Annotated in this window: 21 protein-coding genes and 1 pseudogene; 8 read left to right on the top strand and 14 right to left on the bottom strand. The window is 69.0% G+C overall.

Going from position 1 to position 21,004, the window contains the following annotated elements; genetic code table 11:
• The 3 genes and pseudogenes from YU1_RS0111705 to YU1_RS0111695 all read left to right on the top strand — a co-directional run.
• A pseudogene (locus YU1_RS0111705) lies at nt 1-491 on the top strand (succinate--CoA ligase subunit alpha); the annotation flags it as partial.
• A 75-nt stretch (nt 492-566) separates the two neighbouring features.
• Nucleotides 567-773, top strand: coding sequence for a YqaE/Pmp3 family membrane protein (locus YU1_RS0111700; protein WP_029004229.1), 207 nt, complete (start codon nt 567-569; stop codon nt 771-773).
• 39 nt (nt 774-812) lie between these two features.
• On the top strand, nt 813-1,586 hold the full coding sequence (locus YU1_RS0111695) for a fumarylacetoacetate hydrolase family protein (protein ID WP_029004228.1): 774 nt from the start codon (nt 813-815) through the stop codon (nt 1,584-1,586).
• Nucleotides 1,587-1,663: 77 nt separating this feature from the next.
• Here the strand turns inward: YU1_RS0111695 and YU1_RS0111690 are convergent, their stop codons facing one another.
• Nucleotides 1,664-3,484, bottom strand: a complete 1,821-nt coding sequence (locus tag YU1_RS0111690; protein ID WP_029004227.1) for an ABC-F family ATP-binding cassette domain-containing protein — start codon at nt 3,482-3,484, stop codon at nt 1,664-1,666.
• A 440-nt stretch (nt 3,485-3,924) separates the two neighbouring features.
• Nucleotides 3,925-4,104 (bottom strand): YdcH family protein, encoded by a 180-nt coding sequence (locus YU1_RS0111685; protein WP_029004226.1) that lies wholly within the window; start codon nt 4,102-4,104, stop codon nt 3,925-3,927.
• 155 nt (nt 4,105-4,259) lie between these two features.
• Between YU1_RS0111685 and YU1_RS0111680 the strand changes: the two genes are divergently transcribed.
• Entirely contained in the window at nt 4,260-4,466 is a 207-nt protein-coding gene (locus tag YU1_RS0111680; protein WP_029004225.1) for a YdcH family protein, read from the top strand.
• A gap of 86 nt (nt 4,467-4,552) precedes the next feature.
• On the opposite strand, the gene YU1_RS0111675 is transcribed toward YU1_RS0111680, so the two are convergent.
• Together YU1_RS0111675 and YU1_RS0111670 are read right to left on the bottom strand one after the other, a co-directional pair.
• On the bottom strand, nt 4,553-5,038 hold the full coding sequence (locus YU1_RS0111675; RefSeq protein ID WP_029004224.1) for a peroxiredoxin: 486 nt from the start codon (nt 5,036-5,038) through the stop codon (nt 4,553-4,555).
• A 97-nt stretch (nt 5,039-5,135) separates the two neighbouring features.
• Nucleotides 5,136-6,017, bottom strand: coding sequence for a protein-disulfide reductase DsbD domain-containing protein (locus YU1_RS0111670; protein ID WP_245263301.1), 882 nt, complete (start codon nt 6,015-6,017; stop codon nt 5,136-5,138).
• Between the two features lie 180 nt (nt 6,018-6,197).
• Here YU1_RS0111670 and YU1_RS0111665 point away from each other — a divergent pair, with 180 nt between their 5' ends.
• Nucleotides 6,198-6,815, top strand: a complete 618-nt coding sequence (locus YU1_RS0111665; RefSeq protein ID WP_029004222.1) for a YqgE/AlgH family protein — start codon at nt 6,198-6,200, stop codon at nt 6,813-6,815.
• 48 nt (nt 6,816-6,863) lie between these two features.
• On the opposite strand, the gene YU1_RS0111660 is transcribed toward YU1_RS0111665, so the two are convergent.
• Nucleotides 6,864-9,773, bottom strand: coding sequence for an EAL domain-containing protein (locus YU1_RS0111660; RefSeq protein WP_425339146.1), 2,910 nt, complete (start codon nt 9,771-9,773; stop codon nt 6,864-6,866).
• A gap of 164 nt (nt 9,774-9,937) precedes the next feature.
• Nucleotides 9,938-10,942, bottom strand: a complete 1,005-nt coding sequence (locus YU1_RS0111655; protein WP_035715017.1) for an NAD(P)H-quinone oxidoreductase — start codon at nt 10,940-10,942, stop codon at nt 9,938-9,940.
• Between the two features lie 192 nt (nt 10,943-11,134).
• On the opposite strand from YU1_RS0111655, the gene YU1_RS0111650 reads away from it, so the two are divergent.
• The gene (locus tag YU1_RS0111650; protein WP_029004219.1) at nt 11,135-11,320 is read left to right on the top strand and encodes a DUF1192 domain-containing protein; all 186 of its coding nucleotides are present in this window, start codon (nt 11,135-11,137) and stop codon (nt 11,318-11,320) included.
• Nucleotides 11,321-11,659: 339 nt separating this feature from the next.
• Nucleotides 11,660-12,157 (top strand): DUF1465 family protein, encoded by a 498-nt coding sequence (locus YU1_RS29115; RefSeq protein ID WP_051356774.1) that lies wholly within the window; start codon nt 11,660-11,662, stop codon nt 12,155-12,157.
• Nucleotides 12,158-12,210: 53 nt separating this feature from the next.
• On the opposite strand, the gene rpmE is transcribed toward YU1_RS29115, so the two are convergent.
• The gene (gene rpmE, locus YU1_RS0111640) at nt 12,211-12,435 is read right to left on the bottom strand and encodes a 50S ribosomal protein L31 (RefSeq protein ID WP_029004218.1); all 225 of its coding nucleotides are present in this window, start codon (nt 12,433-12,435) and stop codon (nt 12,211-12,213) included.
• Nucleotides 12,436-12,557: 122 nt separating this feature from the next.
• Between rpmE and YU1_RS0111635 the strand changes: the two genes are divergently transcribed.
• Nucleotides 12,558-14,336, top strand: a complete 1,779-nt coding sequence (locus tag YU1_RS0111635; RefSeq protein ID WP_035715015.1) for an ABC transporter transmembrane domain-containing protein — start codon at nt 12,558-12,560, stop codon at nt 14,334-14,336.
• Nucleotides 14,337-14,344: 8 nt separating this feature from the next.
• Here YU1_RS0111635 and YU1_RS29110 read toward each other — a convergent pair whose 3' ends face one another.
• The 7 genes from YU1_RS29110 to YU1_RS0111600 all read right to left on the bottom strand — a co-directional run bounded on the left by YU1_RS29110 (nt 14,345) and on the right by YU1_RS0111600 (nt 20,986).
• Nucleotides 14,345-14,836 carry a GNAT family N-acetyltransferase gene (locus YU1_RS29110; RefSeq protein WP_035715010.1) on the bottom strand — a complete coding sequence of 164 codons (492 nt, stop codon included), beginning with the start codon at nt 14,834-14,836 and terminating at the stop codon, nt 14,345-14,347.
• Between the two features lie 31 nt (nt 14,837-14,867).
• Nucleotides 14,868-15,887 (bottom strand): peptidoglycan -binding protein, encoded by a 1,020-nt coding sequence (locus tag YU1_RS0111625; protein WP_029004216.1) that lies wholly within the window; start codon nt 15,885-15,887, stop codon nt 14,868-14,870.
• Nucleotide 15,888: 1 nt separating this feature from the next.
• A complete protein-coding gene (locus tag YU1_RS29105; RefSeq protein WP_051356773.1) occupies nt 15,889-16,986 on the bottom strand; it encodes a hypothetical protein in 1,098 nt (365 codons plus the stop codon).
• 173 nt (nt 16,987-17,159) lie between these two features.
• Nucleotides 17,160-17,948, bottom strand: coding sequence for an inositol monophosphatase family protein (locus tag YU1_RS0111615; protein ID WP_029004215.1), 789 nt, complete (start codon nt 17,946-17,948; stop codon nt 17,160-17,162).
• Between the two features lie 106 nt (nt 17,949-18,054).
• A complete protein-coding gene (locus YU1_RS0111610) occupies nt 18,055-19,140 on the bottom strand; it encodes a tetratricopeptide repeat protein (RefSeq protein WP_035715008.1) in 1,086 nt (361 codons plus the stop codon).
• Complete coding sequence (locus tag YU1_RS29100; protein ID WP_198018907.1) at nt 19,137-19,754, bottom strand: thiamine phosphate synthase; 618 nt, start codon at nt 19,752-19,754, stop codon at nt 19,137-19,139. Before YU1_RS29100 ends, YU1_RS0111610 begins: the two co-directional genes overlap by 4 nt.
• A 206-nt stretch (nt 19,755-19,960) precedes the next feature.
• The gene (locus YU1_RS0111600; protein WP_029004213.1) at nt 19,961-20,986 is read right to left on the bottom strand and encodes a class I fructose-bisphosphate aldolase; all 1,026 of its coding nucleotides are present in this window, start codon (nt 20,984-20,986) and stop codon (nt 19,961-19,963) included.
• Nucleotides 20,987-21,004 lie beyond the last annotated feature (18 nt).

Raw genomic sequence — 21,004 nt, 5'->3', positions numbered from 1 at the left:
AGGCGAAGATCGGCATCATGCCGGCGAACATCTTCAAGCCGGGCTCGGTGGGCGTGGTGTCGCGCTCGGGGACGCTGACCTATGAGGCGGTGTTCCAGACCTCGCAGGAGGGNCTNGGGCAGACCTCGGCGGTGGGCATCGGCGGCGACCCGGTGAAGGGCACGGAGTTCATCGACGTGCTTGAGATGTTCCTGGCCGACGAGAAGACGCAGTCGATCGTGATGATCGGCGAGATCGGCGGCTCGGCGGAGGAAGATGCGGCGCAGTTCCTGAAGGACGAGGCCAAGCGCGGGCGGAAGAAGCCGATGGTTGGCTTCATCGCCGGCCGCACGGCCCCTCCCGGGCGCCGCATGGGCCACGCGGGCGCGATCATCTCCGGCGGCAAGGGCGGCGCGGAAGACAAGATCGCCGCCATGGAAGAGGCCGGCATCCGCGTCTCTCCCTCCCCCGCACGCCTCGGCAAGACGCTGGCGGAGATCCTCAAGGGCTAGCCCCCTCGCCGGGGCCGGTTGTCCTTCCTATCTATCCATTGTCCGGCCGAAGCGGGCCCGGAATGGAGGAGAAGAATGATTGCGATCGCGGTCCTGTTGCCGTGGCTGGCGCTGATGCTGCGCGGGCGGGTGTTCCAGGGCCTGTTGTGCCTGGTGCTGCAGATCACGCTCATCGGCTGGCTGCCCGCCGCCATCTGGGCGGTGGTGGTGGTGAACAACGACAATGAGGAGCGGCGGCACCGCGAAGTGCTGGCTTCCCTCAACAATCAACGCGCGCCCTGAGCCACGCCTCCCGTGGACGGGCGCCACGGGAGGACGACAATGGCCAGATGGGTGCGCTTTACCGACGGCGGGACGACGGCTTTCGGCACTGTTGAAGGAGATCGGATCGCGATCCATGCCGGCGACATGTTCGCCGGCGCGCGGCCGACTGGCGAGACCCGGCCGCTGGCGGACGCGACGTTGGCGGCGCCGTGCGATCCGACCAAGATCATCGCGCTGTGGAACAATTTCCATGGCCTCGCGGCCAAGCTGAACGTGGCCGAGCCGGCCGAGCCGCTCTATCTGCTCAAGGCGATCAGCACCGTGGCGGCGCCGGGCGCCGAAGTGCGCCGCCCGCCCGCCTATGCCGGCAAGACGGTCTATGAGGGCGAGCTGGGCATCGTTATCGGCAAGACCGCCAGCAACATCTCCGAGGACGAGGCGGCGGCGCACATCTTCGGCTACACCATCGTCAACGACCTGACCGCCGCCGACATCCTGAACAAGGACCCCACCTTCCCGCAGTGGGCGCGGGCGAAGGGGTTCGACGGCTATGGCCCGTTCGGCCCGTGGATCGTCACCGACCTCGATCCCGCCGCCGCCAGCGTGCGCACCGTGCTGAACGGCGCCGAGCGGCAGAACTATCCCCTGTCCGACATGATCTTCCCGCCGGCGCGGCTGGTGTCGCTGCTGTCGCAGGACATGACGCTCCATCCGGGCGACCTCATCGCCTGCGGCACGTCCATCGGGGTCGGCTCCATGAAGGAGCCGCGCAACGAGGTGGACGTGAGCATCGACGGCATCGGCACGCTGCGCACCATCTTCGTGCAATAAGCCTCACCGGACCCCGGAACGGAAACGGGCCGCCCATTGGGGCGGCCCGTTGTGTTTCCACCGCCTGCGGCGGCCCGTCAGGCGCCGATTTCCTCGCGCAGGATTTCCAGGCGCAACCATTCTTCCTCGGCAGCGTCGATCTCCTTCTGCACCGTCGCGAGGGCCGCGCTGGTCTTCTCGAAGCCGGCGGGGTCGCGGGTATAGAGGGCGGGGTCGGCGAGCTTGGCGGCCAGTGCCTCGGCGTCGGCGCGCAGCTTATCCAGCGTCTTCGGCAGGGTCTGGAGCGCATGCTTCTCGTGGAAGGAGAGACGGCGCTTGGCGTCCTTGGCCGGAGCGGCGGCGGCCGGTGCCTTGGCGCCGGGCTTGCTCTCGGCCTTGCCGTCGTCGAAGCGGACCTTCGCCTCCACGCCGCGTCCGCGCTGGTTGACCATGTCCGCATAGCCACCGGCATATTCGTTGAACACGCCATGGCCCTCGGCGGCGATCACCGAGGTGACGGTGCGGTCGAGGAAGTCGCGGTCATGGCTCACCAGGATGACGGTGCCGGGGAAGTCCGCGACCATCTCCTGCAGGAGGTCGAGGGTTTCCAGGTCGAGATCGTTGGTGGGCTCGTCCAGCACCAGCACGTTGGCCGGCAGGGCCAGAGCGCGGGCCAGCATGAGCCGGCCGCGCTCGCCGCCGGAGAGGACGGACAGCGGCGAATTGGCCTGCTCGGGGGTGAACAAGAAGTCCTTCAGATATCCCATCACATGCTTGGGCTGCCCGCCCACCAGCACCGTGTCGCTGCCACCGCCGGTCAAAGCGTCGCGCAAGGTGGTCTCGGGGCGCAGCGCGGCGCGCTTCTGGTCCAGCGAGGCGATTTCCAGATTGGTGCCGAGGCGCACGCTGCCGCTGTCCGGCTTCAGTTCGCCAGTGAGGATCTTCAGCAAGGTGGTCTTGCCCGCGCCGTTGGGGCCGACGATGCCGATGCGGTCGCCGCGCAGGATGCGGGTGGAGAAATCATTGACCACCGGCACGCCGTCATAGGCTTTCGCAACGTGCTTGGCCTCGATGATCAGCTTGCCGGAGGTCTGGCCTTCGGTGACGGTGATGGTCACGTTGCCCTGGACGCGGCGTTCCTCGCGGCGATCCTTGCGCATGGCGTGCAGGTCGCCAAGGCGCCGCACGTTGCGCTTGCGCCGGGCGGTGACGCCGTAGCGCAGCCAGTCCAGCTCCGCGACGATCTTGCGGTCGAGCTTGTGGCGCTCGGTCTCTTCCTGTTCCAGCACCTGGTCGCGCCAGCCCTCGAAGGCCGAGAAGCCCTGTTCCAGGCGCCGCGTGGTGCCGCGGTCGATCCACAGAGTGGCGCGCGACAGGTTTTCCAGGAAGCGCCGGTCATGGGAGATGATGACGAGCGCCGAGCGCAGCGACTTCAGCTCGCTTTCCAGCCACTCGATGGCCGGCAGGTCGAGATGGTTGGTGGGCTCGTCCAGCATGAGCACGTCGGGCTCCGGGGCGATGACGCGCGCCAGGGCCGCCCGTCGGGCCTCGCCGCCGGAGAGGTTGGACGGGTCCTCGCGGCCGGTGAGGCCGAGCTGGTCGAGCAGATATTGCGCCCGATACTCCTGGTCGCCGGGCCCCATGCCCGCTTCCACATAGGCGAGCGTGGTGGAAAAGCCGGAAAAGTCAGGCTCCTGCGGCAGATACCGCACCGTTGTGCCCGGCTGCACGAAGCGCGTGCCGGAATCCGGCTCGATCAGGCCCGCCGCCACCTTCAGCAGCGTGGACTTGCCGGAGCCGTTGCGGCCGACGAAGCACAGGCGCTCGCCCGCGGAGACGGACAGCTCCGCGCCATTGAGAAGGGGCTGCACACCGAAGCGCAGGTGGATGTCTTGGAGCAGGACGAGAGGAGGAGCCATGGCGGGGAATTAGCCTTCCTCGCGCATGAACGCAAAGGCTCTCTTGGCCCGCCCGGGCTCTCCCGGTGCCTGTGTTCGGTCCCGTGCGCCGCTCCGGCATGTGGCCGGCTCGGACTATCGGTGACCGCCGCGCGGCAACGTGCGGCCGCACGGCGGTGCTGGTGGCAACATCCGGCGGCGGCCCACGGCCTACCGCACGGCGTCCCGCAGCCAGAAATCCAGCGCCACCAGACCCCTCATGGATCACGGAACGGCGGCCTATCAAGCACGCTACGCCGTCGCCGACAGAGGGTGATCCGAGATATCGGCGACGCCCGCCGGTCAATGCAAGGCGGCGTTACACCAAGCATCGTCCGGTTCAGGCCGGACGAGTGACGTGGCGTCGATCCGCCGCCACGCGACGGGAAACCCCAAACGTGGCGACCGGCGGCGTGCGATGATCAGTGGAGGGTGGAGCCGCCGCGAAGACGGGCGATCTGGTCCTTGAGGACCAGCTTGCGCCGCTTCATTTCCGCGACCTTGAGCGGGTCTGCGGCCGGGCTGGTGAGCTCGCGATGGATTTCCGATTCAAGAGCGGCGTGGCGACGCTGAAGCTCCTGCAAGTGCGACTGGACGGACATTCTTGGCCTCTCCCTGTCTGCAACGGTCTTCATCCTGTCATGGAGGCGGCAAAGAGTCGACCGCCTAATCTGCGGCTGGGACGGATGGCCGCTTGCAGGCGCGCAAGCGCGTGCGATATTCGAAGTCTCGGCTCAGCGGGGCGCGGCGGAAAAGTATGACCAGTGAGGACGAGCGGGAGCTGAAGGCGCTGTTGGAACGTCTGCGTCAGGAGCACAGGGATCTCGATGTTGCGATCGAAGCGCTCCTGTCGGTTGCCGGCTCGGACGTGTTGCAGATCCAGCGGCTGAAAAAGCGCAAGCTGCAACTGAAGGACCGCATCAGCCATCTGGAAGACGAGCTGTTTCCGGACATCATCGCCTGATTGCGCCGGCAGTCGCGCGGCGTCGGACAATGAAAAAGGCGCCACGACAGTGGCGCCCTTGCGAGCCTGAGGCCCGGCGGATCGGATCAGATCTGGGTCAGGAGGGTCTGGGCGCTCGACGCATCGGCCTTGGAGGGCACGTCCTCGACGTTGAGCACCTTCACGACGCCGTTCTCCACCACCATGGAATAGCGCTTGGAGCGCAGGCCGAGCCCGACCGCCGAACCGTCGAAGGCCAGATCGAGCGCCTGGGCGAACTCGCCGTTGCCGTCAGACAGGAACAGGATCTTGCCGTCGGCGCCTGACGCATGCTCCCACGCGCCCATGACGAAGGGATCGTTCACCGAGACCACCGCGATGGTGTCGATGCCCTTGGCCTTGATTTCCGCCGCGCGGGCGACGAAACCGGGCAGGTGGTTCTTGTGGCAGGTGGGCGTGAAGGCCCCCGGCACGGCGAACAGCACCACGCGCTTGCCTTTGAAAATTTCCTCGGTGGTCTTCGGAACGGGGCCGTCCGCCGTGGACACGCGGAAGGTGACGTTGGGCAGGCTGTCGCCGACCTGAATGGGCATCTTCATCTCCGCTGATTTTTGCCGCCTCATGGGCGGACGCTGCGGAGAATAGGAAGTTTTCCGCTAGAGGAAAGCGGCAATCGTCGGGCCCCCGACCTCAGCCGGCAGCGGGCAGCAGAGCTTGGGTTTCGATGGCGCGGGCGCCGTCCACCAGGGTCAGCGTCAGCCGGGCACCGGCAAGCTGCGTGTCGGCGGGAACGCCGATGAGCGGTGCGGCAAAGCGCAGGATGTCGCCCTGGGGCGCCTCCGGCTCGGGCAGCGGCAGGGCCCAGCTGTCGTCCGGCCCCTCCAGGAACAGCAGGGCGCCCGGCGCGGCGCGGGCGGTGACGACGAGACGCGGCGGCACGGCGCCGGCCACGGTCTCCAGTTTCAGGATCGCCGGCGTGCCGGGCGCGCCGAGCGGCGTGCGAACCGGGACATGGCCGAACGCGGCGGCAAGGCGCGGGTCCGGCGCGCCATCCACCGGCAGTTCGACGCTGACATGGGCATCAGCCGGCACGCAGAGCGCCTGGCAGACGGCGAAATCCAGCGCGAGGTCGAGCAGGGCCGGTGTCCCCGGCGTCGTCAGGCGCACCTCCAGCGGCAGGATGACGGTGTCCTTGTAGCCGATAGAAAAGCCGCCGGAGCCGTCGGAGAAGCGCTTTGGCGCCGGCCACAGCACGGTGACGTCCGCCACGTTGCGGGACGCGCTCCAATTGAAGCGGGGCGGCACGCCACTGTCGCCCGGATAGCGCCAGTAGGTCTTCCAGCCGGCGGCCAAGCCGATCTCAAGTCCGGCCTGGACGATGCCGCCGGTGACGGGGCCGGGAATGAGACGAACCTGCGTGCCTTCCGCGCTGGCGCCCTCCGCGCGCGCTTGGCCGGGGCCGAGCGGGCCGGCGGCCGCCGTTCCGGCCAACGGGAAGAGCAAGGGGGGCAGGAGGCTGCCGCAGGCCATCGTGGCGGCGGTCTGCAGGAGATGGCGGCGGGTCGGTTCCATGGCTCCTGCGCTAGCGCCTGCTGGCGTCCGGTGCAAAGGGAAGCTGCGCAAATTGCTGTGAGATGCGGCCCCGGGGGAGCCGCAAAAGCCGGCCGTGGCAACCGCGCCGGCGCTCCCGTGCCGCACGCCGCATGCAGACGGCACGTTCCCAAATGACGTGTTCAGAGTTACCCTCAACGCATGATGGCTGATCGCACGTTCTCATCGCCCATTGGCCCGCGCGATTTCCTCGACGGGCAAATTCTGATCGCCATGCCCAGCATGCGCGACGAGCGTTTCTCCCGCTCGCTGGTCTATCTGTGTGCCCATTCCGCCGAGGGAGCGATGGGCATCGTGGTCAACCAGCCGGCTACCCATATCGATTTCGGCGACCTCCTGGTGCAGCTTGACGTGCTGCCCGCCGCCGAGCGCATCCTGCTGCCGCCACGGGCGGGAACGGTCAAGGTGCTGCGCGGCGGGCCGGTGGAAACCGGGCGCGGCTTCGTGCTGCACTCGTCCGATTATTTCATCGAGAATTCCACGCTGCCCATCGATGACGGCATCTGCCTCACCGCCTCGCTGGATATCCTGAAGGCTATCGCCGGCGGGCGCGGCCCGGAAAGCGCGGTGCTGGCGCTGGGCTATGCGGGCTGGGCGCCGGGGCAACTGGAAACCGAGATCCAGGCCAATGGCTGGCTGCACTGCCCGGCCGATGCCGAACTGGTGTTCGGCGATGTGGTCGAGGCCAAGTACGATCTCGCACTGCGCAAGCTCGGCGTGCACCCCGGCATGCTGTCGAACGAGGCCGGCCACGCCTGAACGGCGCGTGACGGCCGCCCGAATCCTTCCTCACAGCATTGCAGCGCCTCAGGCGCTACGCCGGCGCCGCTCCTCGGCGGGGGAGGGCTCCAGCAAGGCGCGGCATTCCTCGGCGGTGAGCGGCTCGCCGAAGAGCGTGCCCTGGCCGTATTCGCAGCCAAGGCGGCTCATCTCGCCCGCTTCCGTTTCCTTCTCCAGGCCCTCGGCCAGGACTTCCATGCCCAATTGATGGGCGAGATCGATCATCGAGCCGACGATGATCGGCCGCGCCGCCCGCGCAGGCCCCTTGGCGGTGTCGCGGGTGAAGCGCTGGTCGATCTTGATGGCGTCGAACGGCAGGCGCGGCAGGTAGGCGAGGGCGGACTGGCCGACGCCGAAATCGTCCATCACCAGCCCGGCGCCGAGATCACGCATGCGCTGGAGCATGACGGCGGCATATTCCGGATTCTCCATCGCCAGAGCTTCCGTCACCTCCAGCTTGAGCGAGCCGGGCGCCACCACGTTGCGCGCCAGAACCGACTTCAGGTCCTGGATCAGGTCGTGCCGCAGGAGCTGGCGCGAGGAGACGTTGACGGTCATGAACAGCGGCGGCTCGACCTTCAGGATGCGCTGCCACTGGCCGAGCTGGCGCGCGGCGCGCTCCAGCATGAACAGGCCGAGGTCGAGGATGACGCCGGTTTCCTCCGCCACGTGGATGAAGTCCGCCGCCGCCAGTTCCCCGAGCGTGGGATGGCGCCAGCGCATGAACGCCTCGAACCCGCCGATGGCGCGGTCGTGCAGGCGCACCACCGGCTGGTAGCGCACGATGATCTCGTCCCGCTCCAGCGCCTGGCGCAGGTCGCTCTCCAGCGAGGTGCGGTCGATCTTCTGCTGGCGCATGGCCGGGCGGAACACCTCGATGCGGTCGCCGCCGATGCGCTTGGCGAAATACATCGCCAGCTCGGCATCCTTCAGCACGTCCTCGCGCTTGCCGAGGTCCGGGCCGGAGAGCACGAGGCCGATGGAGGCGGTGATGAACACCTCACGCTCGGCGAAGGTGATGGGCGCGCGCAGCGAGCGCCGCAGCGTGTCGGCGAAGGTGGTGATGCGCTCGGGATCCCGCTCGGACAGGAGGATCATGCCGAACTGGTCGCCGGAGATGCGCGCCAGCGTATCCTGCGGCTTGAGCAGGCGCATCAGCCGGCGGGCCACCGTCAGCAGGATGGAATCGCCCACCGCCATGCCCACCGAGACATTGACCTGCTTGAAGCGGTCGATGTCGATCATCATCACCGTCGGGCGCAGGCTGTCGTCTACCTTGGCGAAGGTGAGCGCCTGGTCCAGCCGGTCGAGGAACAGCTCGCGGTTGGCCAGGCCCGTGAGATTGTCGCGCACCGCGTCGTGCAGCAGGCGCTCGGCGGCGACCCGCTCGCCGGTGACGTCGGAGAGCGCGCCGATGCAGCGCACCACCTCGCCGTCCGCGCCCACGACGGGCCGGGCGCGCAAGTTGAAGGTCAGGTAGTGCCCATCGATGGCGCGCAGGCGGAAATCCTGGTCGATGCGCCCACGCCGCTGGTCGATAATGCCGTCGAGCGTCGCGCGGAAGCGGTCGCGGTCGCCGGGGTGCAGCACCTCCAGCCAGCCGGCGGCTTCGGTTTCCAGCGAATGCCGCTTGAGGCCGAGCGCTTCCTCCGCCTCGGGCGAGACATAGATGCGGTCGCTGTCCACGTCCCAGTCCCAGACGATGTAGCCGGATCCGGCCAGCGCCAGCGCCCGGCGCTCCAGGTCGGAGGCCGAGCCCTGCACGGCGCCGACGCCGGCGAAGGCATGCTGCATCACCGTGAAGCCGATGAGCATGACGATGAGCACGAGGCCGCCGGAGAGGGCGGGCGCCACAAGGTCGTTGGTGACGACGCCGGCCACCGTCATGCCGGCCATCACCACCCACACCACCAGCAGGAGCCAGGTGGGGATGATCAGGACGGCACGGTCATAGCCATGCTGCGACAGCCAGATCACCAGCAGCAGGCCGGCCACCGCCACGGCCGCCAGCGAGAGACGGGCGATGCCCGCCGCCACCGGCGCATCCAGCAGGGCGACCGCCACCAGGGCGGCCAGGAAGGCCAGCCAGCCCACCGCCACGTGCACATAGCGCACATGCCAGCGGTTGAGGTTGAGATAGGCGAACAGGAAGACGAGCAGGGTGGCGGTCAATACCGCCTCGCCGGCGGCGCGCCAGAACTGCTCGGCGACGGGGGAGAGGCCGAACACCTTCGACCAGAAGGAGAAGTCGAGCCCGATATAGCCCAGCACCGCCCAGGCCAGCGCCGCCGCGGCGGGGAACATCACCGAGCCCTTCACCACGAACAGGATGGTGAGGAACAGCGCCAGCAGGCCGGCGATGCCGATGACGATGCCATGGTAGAGCGTGAAGCTGTTGACCTTGTCCTTGTAGGCGTCCGGCTGCCACAGATAGAGCTGCGGCAGATTGGGGCCGGCGAGTTCCGCCACGAAGGTCACGGTGGTGCCGGGGTCGAGCGTCACCAGGAAGACGTCGGCGTCCGGGGCGCTCTGCCGCTCCGGCTTGAAGCCCTGGCTGGGGGTGAGCGAGAGCACGCGGCGATTGCCGAGGTCCGGCCAGAACAGGCCTGAGCCGACCATGCGGTAGAACGGCGCGACAATCAGCCGGTCGACCTGCTCGTCGGTATTGTTGGACAGCGCGAAGGCGACCCAGTTCGGGTTCGGGCGCCCGTCGGAGGAGCGCACCTCGATGCGGCGGACGATGCCGTCGGCGCCGGGGGCCGTGGAAATCTGCACGCGCTCGTTGTCGGTCCGCAGCCGTTCCACGGCGGGCAGCAGGTCCGTCACCTTGGCATCGAGCCGGACCGCGATGGCCTCAACGGCGGAAGCGGATGGCGCTTCCAGTGACAGCGCGGCCAGCAGGACCAGGCAAAAGGCGAGGAAAGAACGCAACGGCAAGCCTCCGCACCCGGCAATCCGCCGGGACGAACCGCGATCACTAGCGGGGCCATGCGGCTGGAGCAAGGCGCCGCGTTCACGCCCATCATAGGGGTTTGGTCCGGCTGTGCCAGCGTCTTGACGCATCCGGCGCGGCTGCCTGAGCCGCGCCGGAGCTCGGCGGCTCACCCGATCGTGAGCACGATCTTGCCGATATGGGTGCTGCCTTCCATGTGGGCGTGCGCGGCGGCGGCCTCGTTCAGCGGGAAGGTGGCGTCGATCAGCGGCTTGACGCTGCCGTTCGCCAGCAGCGGCCACACCTTCGCTTCGAGGGCTTGCGCGATGGCGGCCTTATCCGCCACCGGGCGTGAGCGCAGCGTGGAGCCGGTGTGGGTCAGGCGCTTCAGCATCACCCGCATGAAGTCCACCTGGGCCTTCGAGCCCTGCTGGAAGGCGATCTGCACGATGCGCCCGTCTACGGCGGCGGCCTCGTAGTTGCGCGCGATATAAGGGCCGCCCACCATGTCGAGGATGACATCCGCGCCCTTGCCGTCGCTGGCGCTCTTCACCTCGGCGACGAAGTCCTGGGCAGTGTAGTCGATGGCGAGGTCGGCCCCGAGCTTGCGGGCGGCCGCGCACTTCTCGGCCGAGCCCACGGTCACGAACACCTTGGCGCCGAACGCCTTGGCGAGCTGGATGGCCGTCGTGCCGATGCCGCTGGTGCCGCCGTGGACGAGCAGGGTCTCCCCGGCCGCGAGGCGGCCGCGGTCGAACACGTTGCTCCACACGGTGAAGAAGGTTTCCGGCAGGGCCGCCGCCTCGACCGCGGACAGGCCGTCGGGAATGGGCAGGGCCGTCAAGGCGGAGGTGGTGCAGTATTGCGCGTAGCCGCCGCCGGTCACCAGCGCGCATACGCGATCGCCCACCTTGAAGCGGGCCGCGCCCTCGCCCACCGCCACCACGGTTCCGGCGATCTCCAGGCCGGGAATGTCGGAGGCGCCGGCCGGGGGCGGATAGAGGCCCTTGCGCTGCATGACGTCGGGCCGGTTGACGCCGGCGGCTTCCACCTTCAGCAGCAGTTCGCCGTGCACGGGCTGCGGCACCGGGCGCTCGCCCGGCACCAGGGCGTCCGGGCCGCCGGGCACGGGAATGGTGATGGCGGTCATGATTGTGGGCAGGGACGAGGTCATGGCGGCTCCCATGGCGGAGGGCGGGAATGGCGAGGTCGGCGGAGGTCACCCTGCGCCTGAGGCGCGTCCGCAGGCGCGGAGCGTGACGTCGGTCGGCCGGTGGCACGGCCTGGGCGGCTCTAGTAACCCATCGCGGTCCAAGCGAAAATGCAAAAGCTATGCGCCGCTCGAACCAAGCGGGAGGAGAGCCCAATGGACGATGATCGCCCCGCACCCCCACCTTCCACCCTTCAGCCCGGAGCTGATGTCGGCCGGCTGTCCGTGGATGAGATCGAGGCCCGGATCGCGCTGCTGAAGGCGGAGATCGTTCGCCTGGAGGCGGCTCTTATCGCCAAGCATGCCTCCCGGCACGCGGCGGATTCGGTGTTCAAGCTTTAGCGAAGCCTGCATCGCGGTGTCGGGAAGGACATCAGCGTCTTGCGAGGGGCGCTGGCGGCGTGCTTTCCTGCGTTCTCGGCGGTTGTTTTACCTGCTGTTTTTCGGCCTCCGGTTGTGTCCGGCGATGCTGCGGAACGAAGCTGCCGAGCGTTGGGCGTGCGGCCCGGCGCAGCGCGGGAGTCCGGGGATGTTGGGCGAGCGGCGGAAGCCTGTGCATGGTTCGGATCCCGGCGTCATCGCCCCGAACCTCTTGCGCGCTTCCGGTGTTAAGCCCATGTGCCCGTGATTGGGGGCGTCAGTAAGGAGGTAGCGGGCACCGCTATCTCAGTGGGAGTGAGTATGACCGCCTCCGCCGAACCGGGGACAGGCCCTTTTGCCGTTCTGTACCATGACGGCATGGATCTGGCTTCGCGCCTGAGCGCCTATCTCAGCGGCCCCGGGCGGGATTTTGCCGACCATCTGCCGCTGGAAGCCCGGCTCGCATATCACGACGAGGCACGCGAACTCACCACGCTGCTGCTCCAGCTGGCGGCCTGGCTGCTGATGGAGCGCGCGGTGGCGGAAGGCGAGATGACGGTGGCTTTTGCCCGCCAGGAAGCCGAGGGGCTGGAATTGCGCCCACGCCGCACCGTCGGTCCGCTCGGGATATCCGATGGTCTGCGGGCGCTCAGGGCCGAGGCCGAACTGCTGCGCCTGCGCGTGGTGGCGCGCGCCGAGCACCTGCTGGCGATGGGCGAGCGCCCGCCGGAGGATCTCGCCATCATGCACATCCCGAGGCCGGGAGCGCCGCATCTGCGCCTGGTGTCGGATTCCGATGACGCGCCGATGCGACCCTAGCGCGCAGTGCGCGCCGGGTCGCCGGCAGGTCGAACGTCGGAAAATCCGACGGGTCAGCCCTTGAGAAGGCCGCCGAACTTGTTCTTGAAGCGCGAAACGCGGCCGCCGCGGTCGAGCAGCTGCTGGGTGCCGCCGGTCCACGCGGGATGGGTGCGGGGGTCGATGTCGAGCTGGAGCGTGTCGCCGTCCTTGCCGAAGGTCGACCGCGTCGTGTACTCGGTGCCGTCCGTCATCACCACCTTGATGAAGTGATAATCGGGATGGATGTCGCTTTTCATGAGTTGCGTCCTTCTCACCGCGCCGAGCCAGGGCCCCGCACCGTTATGATTTCGTTTCCTGCCGGAAGTCGCGGGTCTATAGCCGAGAGGCTGCGTTGACACAAGTCGAGACCACCCCCGCCGTGGATGGAATACCGGGTCCTGCCCCCAAGGCGCAGCGCAGCCTGCGCCCGCTCGGTCGCCTCCTGCCGTACCTTCTGCGCTATCGCGGCCGCATCGCACTCGCCATGGTTGCGCTCGTCGTTGCCGCCCTCGCGACGCTGGCCATGCCGGTCGCCGTGCGGCGAATGATCGATTTCGGCTTCGCGGCGGACCACGCCGGGCTGATCGACAGCTATTTCGCCATGCTGGTCATCGTCGTGGCGGTGCTCGCGGTGGCGTCCGCCGCCCGCTATTATCTCGTCACCATCCTTGGCGAGCGGGTGATCGCGGATCTGCGCAGCGCGGTGTTCGCCCACCTGACGTCGCTGGACGGCCTGTTCTACGACACCTCGCGCGCCGGTGAACTCACCTCCCGCCTCACCGCCGACACTACCCAGATCAAGGCGGCGGTTGGCGCCTCCGCCTCCATCGCGCTGCGCAACCTGGTGTTGTGCCTCGGTGCCGTGGCGATGATGGTGGTCACCAGCCCGCGACTCTCCGCGCTGGTGCTGGTCGCCATTCCGATCATCGTGCTGCCGCTGGTCGCATCCGGCCGCCGGGTGCGCGCGCGCGCTCGGGCGGCGCAGGACGCGCTCGCCGACGCCTCGGCCTATGCCAGCGAAGCGGTCGGCGCCATGCGGGCATTGCAGTCCTCCTCCGCCGAGCCGGCGGCGCGCCGGCGCTTCGACGCGGCGGTGGAAGCCGCCTATGACGCGGCCCGCGACACCACGCTCGCCCGCGCCCTGCTGACCGGCGTCGGCATCTTCCTGGTGTTCGCCAGCGTGGTGGCCATCCTCTGGGTGGGCGCGCAGTCGGTGATGGCGGGTACCATGTCGTCCGGCCTGCTCGGCCAGTTCGTGCTCTATGCGGTGATGGCGGCGAGCGGCTTCGGCCAATTGTCCCAGGTCTGGGGGGAAGTCGCCGCGGCGGCGGGAGCAGCCGAGCGCATCGGCGAACTTCTCGCTGCCCAGCCCGCCGTGCGGGTGCCGGCTCAGCCGGCGCCGCTGCCGGCCCGCGTGTCCGGCGCCATCCGCTTCGAGGATGTGCGCTTTGCCTATCCGGCCCGGCCTGATGCGCCGGCGCTCCATGGGGCATCATTCACCGTGCAGCCCGGCGAGCGCGTGGCGCTGGTCGGTCCGTCCGGCGCCGGTAAGAGCACGGTGTTCCAACTGCTGGAGCGGTTCTACGACCCGCAAGGCGGCCGCATCGTGCTGGACGGTGTCGATATCATGGGGTGCGATCCCGTGGCGGTGCGGCACCAGATCGCTTTCGTGCCGCAGGAGGTGGCGATCTTCGCCGACACCGTGCGCGAAAATATCCGCCTTGCCCGGCCGGAGGCCAGCGACGCGGAGGTGGAAGCCGCCGGCCGCGCCGCTTTGGTGGACGAGTTCGTCGCCCGCCTGCCGGGCGGGTGGGACACGCTGGTCGGCGAGCGGGGCGTCACTTTGTCCGGCGGCCAGCGCCAGCGCATCGTCATCGCCCGCGCCATCCTGCGCTCGACGCCGATCCTGCTGCTCGACGAGGCGACGAGCGCCCTTGATGCGGAAAGCGAGACGCTGGTGCAGACCGCGCTCGAACATTCCATGGTGGGCCGCACCACCCTGGTCATCGCCCACCGCCTGTCCACGGTGCTGTCAGCCGATCGCATCCTGGTGATGGAGGGCGGCCAGATCGTCGATCAGGGCACCCATAACGAACTGGTGGGCAAGGGCGGGCTTTATGCCCGGCTCGCAGCCCTGCAATTCACCGCCGCCGCCTGAGGCTGAGGCTACGGGGCGGGGACGGGTTCCGGGCGGATGCCGTCCGGTGCCCATTCCATGCGCCAGATGGCGCGACCGGACATGGGGTTCTCGCCCGCCGAGACGATGCGAAAGCCCGAGCGCCGGTAGAAGGCGACCGCTCGCCCGTTGTCCTGATTCACGTCCAGCACGATCCCGCCGGGCGACACCGCGCGGGCCGCGGCCATGAGGGCCTCCGCCGCCCCGCCGCCCCTCTGCCCGGGAGCGACGGCGAGCTGGTCGAGATAGCGGGTTGCCGGATCGATGATGACGAAGCCGGCGATGGCGTCCGTCGGGACCTCCGCCACCAGCACGCGGGCGCCCGCCGCGCGCAGCTTGGCGAGATGCTCCAGGAACCACGGGCGCCGCGCCTCGAAATCGATGTCCGGCATGGTGGCTGCCCAGGTGGCGACCCAGAGGTCCGCGGCGGCTTGAAGATCGCCATCCACGAAGGCGCGGACGGGAAAGGTCGGCCCGCTCATGCGGCGCGCCCGTGCCGGTTGATGCGCCCGCTCACCGCTCGGTCAGCTTCAGTTCGATGCGCCGGTTGCGGGCCTGCGCCTCGTCCGACGTGCCGGTATCGATGGGCTGGTATTCGCCGAAGCCCGCCGCGATCAGGTGCTGCGGCTGCACGCCTTTGGCGATCAGATACTGCACCACGGCGATGGCGCGGGCTGCGGACAATTCCCAGTTGGAGGGGAATTGCGGCGTGGAGATCGGCCGGCTGTCGGTATGTCCGTCCACGCGCAGCGCCCAGTTGATGTCCGGCGGGATCTGCTTTTCCAGTTCCAGGATGGCAGAGGCCAGCTTGTCCAGTTCGCTCAAGGCTTCCGGGCGCGGCACGGCGGCGCCGCGGTCGAAGAACACTTCCGACTGGAACACGAAGCGGTCGCCGATGATGCGGATGTCCGGCCGGTTGCCCAGGATGTCGCGCAGGCGGCCGAAGAATTCCGAGCGGAAGCGGCTCAGCTCCTGCACCCGCTGGGCCAGCGCCACGTTCAGACGGCGGCCGAGATCGGCGATCTTGGTCTGGCTCTCCTGGTCGCGCTTCTCCGAGACGTTGAGGGCCTCCTCCAGCGCGGCCATCTGGCGGCGCAGCGCGGCGATCTGCTGGTTCAGCAGGTCGATCTGCGACAGGGCCCGGCCTGCCGCGTCCTTCTGCATGTCCACCTCGCGGGCGAGCGCGGCCTCGCGGGAGGGATCCGGGGTCGAGGGCGCGACACCCGTCGCCGCCTTTAGCCGGTCGCGCTCGGCCTCGGTGGCCTGGAGGCTGGCGCGCAGAGCGGCCATCTCGCCGTCCTGGGTCTGGCCGCTGGCGCGCTCCAGCGACAGCAATTCTGTCAGCTGGCGGATCTGCGACTGGAGGCGCTGGAGCACATTGTCCTTCCCCGCCATGTCCTGGGTCAGGAAGAACTGGGTGACCATGAAGACGGACAGCAGAAAGATGAACACCAGCAGCAGCGTGGACAGGGCGTCCACGAAGCCGGGCCAGTAGTCGATGGTGCGCTCGCGGCCGCGCCGCCCGAGAGCCATCCTAGTTTCTCCTGTGGCCGCCGGCCGCCTCGGCGTCCTCCGAAGCGGTCAGCGCCTTGTCCAGGCGCTCGATGAGGCGGCGGATGTCCGCCTGCTGGGCGCCCTGGGTGTCCGCCATCTGCTTGAGCACGGCCTGTTCCGAGCGCATGTGCGTGACGAGGCCCTGGAGGCTCTCCGCCAGATGGGCCACCGCAGTCGTGACCCGCTGCGAGCCGGATTCGGTCATGGTCCGCTCCAGTCGGGCCATGGCGTCCACCAGGGGGGCGAGGTCGAGCGGGGCGGGCGGCGGCAGGAGGGCGGTGACGGGGCGGGCGTCCGGCAGCTCGCGCTCCACCACCTGGATCGGGCGAGCCTCCACCGGGCGGGCCGCGTAGCCGTCGTCGAGGTCGCGCACGGTGGTGGACAGCCAGTCCTCCAGATCGGTGTAGAAGCGCGTTTGCGCCTGGCTGGCCTGGAGGTCGAGAAAGCCGAGCACCAGGGAGCCGGCGAGGCCGAACAGCGAGGACGAGAAGGAGATGCCCATGCCGGCGAGCGGCGCGGCGAGGCCGGTCTTCATTTCCTCGAACACCGAGCCGGTATCCGGCCCCACCTGGAGCGAGGAGATCACGGCGCCGATGGAGCTGACGGTCTCCAAGAGGCCCCAGAAGGTGCCGAGCAGGCCGAGGAAGACCAGCAGTCCGGTGAGGTAGCGGGCCGTGTCGCGGGCCTCGTCCAGCCGGGTTCCGATGGAATCCAGGATGGAGCGCATGGTGACCTGGGAGATCGCCATGCGGCCCATGCGGTCGCCGAGCAGTGCGGCCATCGGGGCGAGCAGGGTCGGGGCGCGGGAGACGGCGAGGCCGGGATCGGCGAGGCGGAAGGAGTTCACCCACTCCACCTCGGGGAACAGCCGGGCCACCTGGCGGATGGCGAGGATGATGCCGATCCCCAGCACGCCGAAAATGACGCCGTTGAGGCCCGGGTTGTTCATGAAGGCAGCGAGGATCTGCTTGTACAGCACCGCCGCCAGCGCCGCGCAGAGCAGCAGGAACACGATCATCCGCACCAGGAAGATGCGGGGGGACGAAACTTTCAAGAAAGGGTCGACGGCCCGCGTCATGCTCGCTCCCGCTTGTCTTCCCCGCGATTCGAACTATCGCATAACAGACTGCAAAGGGAACCGGATGACATGAGGTTCTGCCGTCCGTAGCGGAATTTCGAACGCTTCTGAACGTGTTCCGCAGAAACTGGCCGCCAGATCAACCTTAAGCTGTGTTTTGCGGCCCGCTCCGGTCAGGCTTTCTTCAGCAGTCGGATCAGGTCTTCGCGGATGGTCTCGTTGCCGGCGATGATGTGGCCGGTGTCGAGCGACTTGTCGCCGCCGTCGAGGTCGGAGACATAGCCGCCCGCCTCGCGGATGAGGATGATGCCCGCCGCCATGTCCCACGGCGAGAGGTCGCGCTCCCAGAAGCCGTCGAAGCGGCCGGCTGCCACCCAGGCGAGGTCGATGGCGGCGGCGCCCGTGCGGCGCACGCCGGCCACCTGGCCCTGAACCAGGGCAAGCTCGCGCTGGAACTTGTTGTGGTCGCCGCGACCGAGATGGGGAATGCCGCAGCCGACCACGCTGTCGGCGAGCTTGCGGCGGGCGGCGACGCGCAGGCGGCGGTCGTTGAGATAGGCGCCCTGGCCCTTCTCCGCGACGTAAAGCTCATCGGTGACGGGATTGAAGATCACGCCGGCGAACGGTACGCCGTTGCGCACCAGGGCGAGCGAAATGGCGAAGATCGGGATGCCGTGCAGGAAGTTGGTGGTGCCGTCGAGCGGATCCACCACCCATTCGTTGGTCTCGTCCGTGCCCTCGACCCGGCCGCGCTCTTCCATGTTGAAGCCGTAGCCGGGGCGGGCGCGGGAGAGTTCGGCGAACAGCGTGTCCTCGGCCTTGCGGTCGGCGGAGGAGACGAAATTGGCCGGCCCCTTCAGCGAAACCTGCAGGTTCTCGACCTCGCCGAAGTCGCGGGCGAGGGCCCGGCCGGCCTTGCGGACGGCCTGGACCATGACGGTGATGAGGGGCGAACGGATCATGCGGACGAGGTTCCTGGGGGCGCGGCGCAGCGAAGGCGCGACCGCCGTGACGGGATAAGGAAGGGGTTCGTGTGCCCCCCTCTCATGGCAAGGTCAAGGCCGCGTTTCACTCGCCCGCCCACTTGCGGGCGGTGTCCTCGGCCTTCTTGCGGTCGGCTGGGGGGAGCGCGGCGACCACGCCGTCGAGATAAGGATCGCCGAGGCCCTTGGATTTGGCCAGCAGATGCCAGGCGGCGGCCATGGTCTTGTCCTGCGGCGCGCCGCGCCCGGCGGAGAGGATGCGCGCATAGCGGTTCTGCGCGATCGCGTTGCCGGCCAGCGCCGCCTTGCGGAACAGCCGCGCGGCGGCGGCCTCGTCCTTCGGCACGCCTTCGCCGTTGAACGTGGCGATGGCGAATTCCACCTCCGCGGTCACATGGCCTTCGGCGGCGGCGGCCTTTAGCATCCGGGTGGCCGCGGCGGGATCGGCGGGCACGCCGTTGCCTTCGCGCAGCAGCACCGCGAGGGCATATTGGGCGTCGGACACCCCGCCGTCGGCGGCCACCTTGAACCATTTGGCCGCGGCGGTGAAATCCTGCGGCATGGCCTCGCCCTGAAGATAGAGCAGGCCGAGATTGTAGGCGGCGGCGGTATGGCCCTTGCTCGCGGCCTGTTCGAACAGTTGCGAGGCCGCCTTCAGATTGCGGGGGCCGCCTTCGCCCATCAGGTTCATCATGCCGAGGGCGAACATGGCTTCGACCGAACCGTCCTTGATGGCTCGGCCGTACCAGTCGGCGGCCTTGGCGGCGTTGTAGGGCACGCCCAGCCCATGGGAGTAAAGCTCGCCCAGAAGGGTTTCGGCGGCCGGGTCCTTGCCGGCCTCGGCGCGCTGCGTCGCCTCCCGGAAGGCGGAGAGGTAGAAGCCGCGCTGGTAGGCGCCATAGGCGCCATCGCCGCCGGGCGGCACAGGCGACGTGTCGGCGGTCACGCTCGGCAGCAGCGGTATGGATGCGGGGGGCGCGGCCGGAGCCGGCGTGGCCGGCTTGGCAGGGGTCGCAGGCTTGGTCTGCTTCGCGGCGGGCTTGGCCGCCGGGTTCTGTGCCTCGGCGGGCGACACCGCGAGCGGGGCGGCGAGCAGCAGGGCGAGCAGGACGGCAGGCAGGCGCGCGCGCGGCAGCCGTGGCTGCACGGGCCGGGACCGGGCCAGCGTCATGCGCCGCGCTCCAGGCTCGCCAGGTGGCGGTCCACGGCGGCGATCAAAGCCGCGCCATCCGCGCCGTCCGGCAAGGCGGCGAGGGCGATGAAATCAGCCCCGGCGGCGGCGAGGGCCTGCGCATCCTCCAGCGTGGTGGCGACACCGACGCAGGGCACTTCGAACAGCTCGGCCCACCAGTTCACCAGATCGGCCACAGGCCCGATGGGGTCGGAACCGTCGAGGCCACCGAACAGCAGGTAGTCGGCGCCGGCCTCGCCCGCTTCCATGGCGTCGTGGCGGCTGGAGAGGCCGACCCCGGCGATGCCGTCGGGCTTCACGCTCTTGAGGGCACGGGCCAGGGCGGCGAGGCTCGCCACATGGACGCCATCGGCCTTGATGGCGCCGGCGATGTCGGGCCGGTCCTCCACGAGGAAGGCGGCGCCTGCCGCCTGCACCGTCTCGCAGAGAGCGCGCAGGGTTTCCAGCGCCGCCACCTCACCGCCGGCGGGCAGGGTGGCGATGACCGCGGCGACGTCGCCGGCCTTGACCCATGCAGCGGCGGCCTCCGCCGGAAGGGCGGGGGGCAGCACGAGCATCAGGCGGCAACGGGGGAGCACCGGATCAGAAGGCATGGCGAGATCGGTCGGCCAGAAAACAGGCAAAAGAGGGGCTGAGGGCGCGGGCTGCCTGGGACGCGCGGCCACCCCGGGCGGATGATCGCCCCGGGCCATCCGGCTCTAAGCCATGCACCGGCCATCAAGCAAGAGCCCGCCGCCCCTTTCGGAACGGCGGGCTCGTATCGGCACGGCCGGCCGGTTGCCCGGCCGGCGGGTCAGGCTCAGGCGGCCTTCTTCTTTTCCTGCTCGGAGCTCCACTGGCCCAGCGCGGCCAGGGAGTTCATGCGCGCGCGGTGGGTGAAGGCGGCCTGGGCGGCGGCCACGTTCTCGGCCTTGCCCGACCACGCCTTCTGCGGCGCCGCCTGGAGGGCGCGACCGTAGGAATAGGTGAGCTTCCAGGGCAGGCTGCCCAGCTTCACCATGGCGTCGAGATGGGCCGTGGCGTCCTCGTCCGACTGGCCGCCGGAGAGGAAGGCGATGCCCGGCACGGCCGCCGGCACGGTGGACTTCAGGACCCGCACGGTCTTCTCGGCCACTTCCGCGACGGAGGCCTGGGTGCGCGCCTTCTTGCCCGGCACGATCATGTTGGGCTTCAGCACCATGCCTTCCAGGCAGACACGCTGGAGGTAAAGCTCGGAGAACACCACCTTGAGGACGTATTCCGTCACCTCGTAGCAGCGCTCGATGCCGTGGTCGCCGTCCATCAGCACTTCCGGCTCGACGATCGGGACGATGCCGGCTTCCTGGCACAGCGCCGCATAGCGGGCGAGCGCGTGGGCATTGGCGGCCACCGCGCCCGGCGTCGGGATGCCGGCGCCGATGTCGATCACCGCGCGCCACTTCGCGAAGCGGGCACCGAGATCGTAATATTCCTTCAGCCGGCCGCCGAGGCCGTCGAGGCCTTCGGTGATGGTCTCGCCGGGGAACAGGGCCATGGGCTTGGCGCCCGCGTCCACCTTGATGCCCGGAATCGAGCCGGCCTGCTCGATCAGGGTCACGAGCGGCGTGCCGTCCTTGGCCTTCTGGCGGATGGTCTCGTCGAACAGGATGACGCCGGAGATGTACTCCTGCATCGCGTCCGCGCGGAACATCAGCTCGCGATAGTCGCGGCGATTGTCCTCGGTGGATTCGACCCCGATGGCGTCGAACCGCTTCTTGATGGTGCTGGTGCTTTCGTCGGCGGCGAGGATCCCCTTGCCGTCGGACACCATTTTCTGCGCGATCGCCTCGAGCTCAGCCTTCATCATCCTGCCTATCCCTGAAGC

It is taken from the genome of Azorhizobium doebereinerae UFLA1-100 (assembly GCF_000473085.1).
In the GTDB taxonomy this organism is placed as follows: domain Bacteria; phylum Pseudomonadota; class Alphaproteobacteria; order Rhizobiales; family Xanthobacteraceae; genus Azorhizobium; species Azorhizobium doebereinerae.
This window is presented reverse-complemented; position numbering and strand designations above follow the sequence as displayed.

Excerpts from the sequence above, each read along its gene's own strand:
- YU1_RS0111700 (WP_029004229.1), top strand. The coding sequence starts at position 567 with ATGATTGCGATCGCGGTCCTGTTGCCGTGGCTGGCGCTGATGCTGCGC.
- YU1_RS0111695 (WP_029004228.1), top strand. The coding sequence starts at position 813 with ATGGCCAGATGGGTGCGCTTTACCGACGGCGGGACGACGGCTTTCGGC.
- YU1_RS0111690 (WP_029004227.1), bottom strand. The coding sequence starts at position 3,484 with ATGGCTCCTCCTCTCGTCCTGCTCCAAGACATCCACCTGCGCTTCGGT.
- YU1_RS0111685 (WP_029004226.1), bottom strand. The coding sequence starts at position 4,104 with ATGTCCGTCCAGTCGCACTTGCAGGAGCTTCAGCGTCGCCACGCCGCT.
- YU1_RS0111680 (WP_029004225.1), top strand. The coding sequence starts at position 4,260 with ATGACCAGTGAGGACGAGCGGGAGCTGAAGGCGCTGTTGGAACGTCTG.
- YU1_RS0111675 (WP_029004224.1), bottom strand. The coding sequence starts at position 5,038 with ATGCCCATTCAGGTCGGCGACAGCCTGCCCAACGTCACCTTCCGCGTG.
- YU1_RS0111670 (WP_245263301.1), bottom strand. The coding sequence starts at position 6,017 with ATGGAACCGACCCGCCGCCATCTCCTGCAGACCGCCGCCACGATGGCC.
- YU1_RS0111665 (WP_029004222.1), top strand. The coding sequence starts at position 6,198 with ATGATGGCTGATCGCACGTTCTCATCGCCCATTGGCCCGCGCGATTTC.
- YU1_RS0111655 (WP_035715017.1), bottom strand. The coding sequence starts at position 10,942 with ATGACCTCGTCCCTGCCCACAATCATGACCGCCATCACCATTCCCGTG.
- YU1_RS0111650 (WP_029004219.1), top strand. The coding sequence starts at position 11,135 with ATGGACGATGATCGCCCCGCACCCCCACCTTCCACCCTTCAGCCCGGA.
- YU1_RS29115 (WP_051356774.1), top strand. The coding sequence starts at position 11,660 with ATGACCGCCTCCGCCGAACCGGGGACAGGCCCTTTTGCCGTTCTGTAC.
- rpmE (WP_029004218.1), bottom strand. The coding sequence starts at position 12,435 with ATGAAAAGCGACATCCATCCCGATTATCACTTCATCAAGGTGGTGATG.
- YU1_RS29110 (WP_035715010.1), bottom strand. The coding sequence starts at position 14,836 with ATGAGCGGGCCGACCTTTCCCGTCCGCGCCTTCGTGGATGGCGATCTT.
- YU1_RS0111625 (WP_029004216.1), bottom strand. The coding sequence starts at position 15,887 with ATGGCTCTCGGGCGGCGCGGCCGCGAGCGCACCATCGACTACTGGCCC.
- YU1_RS29105 (WP_051356773.1), bottom strand. The coding sequence starts at position 16,986 with ATGACGCGGGCCGTCGACCCTTTCTTGAAAGTTTCGTCCCCCCGCATC.
- YU1_RS0111615 (WP_029004215.1), bottom strand. The coding sequence starts at position 17,948 with ATGATCCGTTCGCCCCTCATCACCGTCATGGTCCAGGCCGTCCGCAAG.
- YU1_RS0111610 (WP_035715008.1), bottom strand. The coding sequence starts at position 19,140 with ATGACGCTGGCCCGGTCCCGGCCCGTGCAGCCACGGCTGCCGCGCGCG.
- YU1_RS29100 (WP_198018907.1), bottom strand. The coding sequence starts at position 19,754 with ATGCCTTCTGATCCGGTGCTCCCCCGTTGCCGCCTGATGCTCGTGCTG.
- YU1_RS0111600 (WP_029004213.1), bottom strand. The coding sequence starts at position 20,986 with ATGATGAAGGCTGAGCTCGAGGCGATCGCGCAGAAAATGGTGTCCGAC.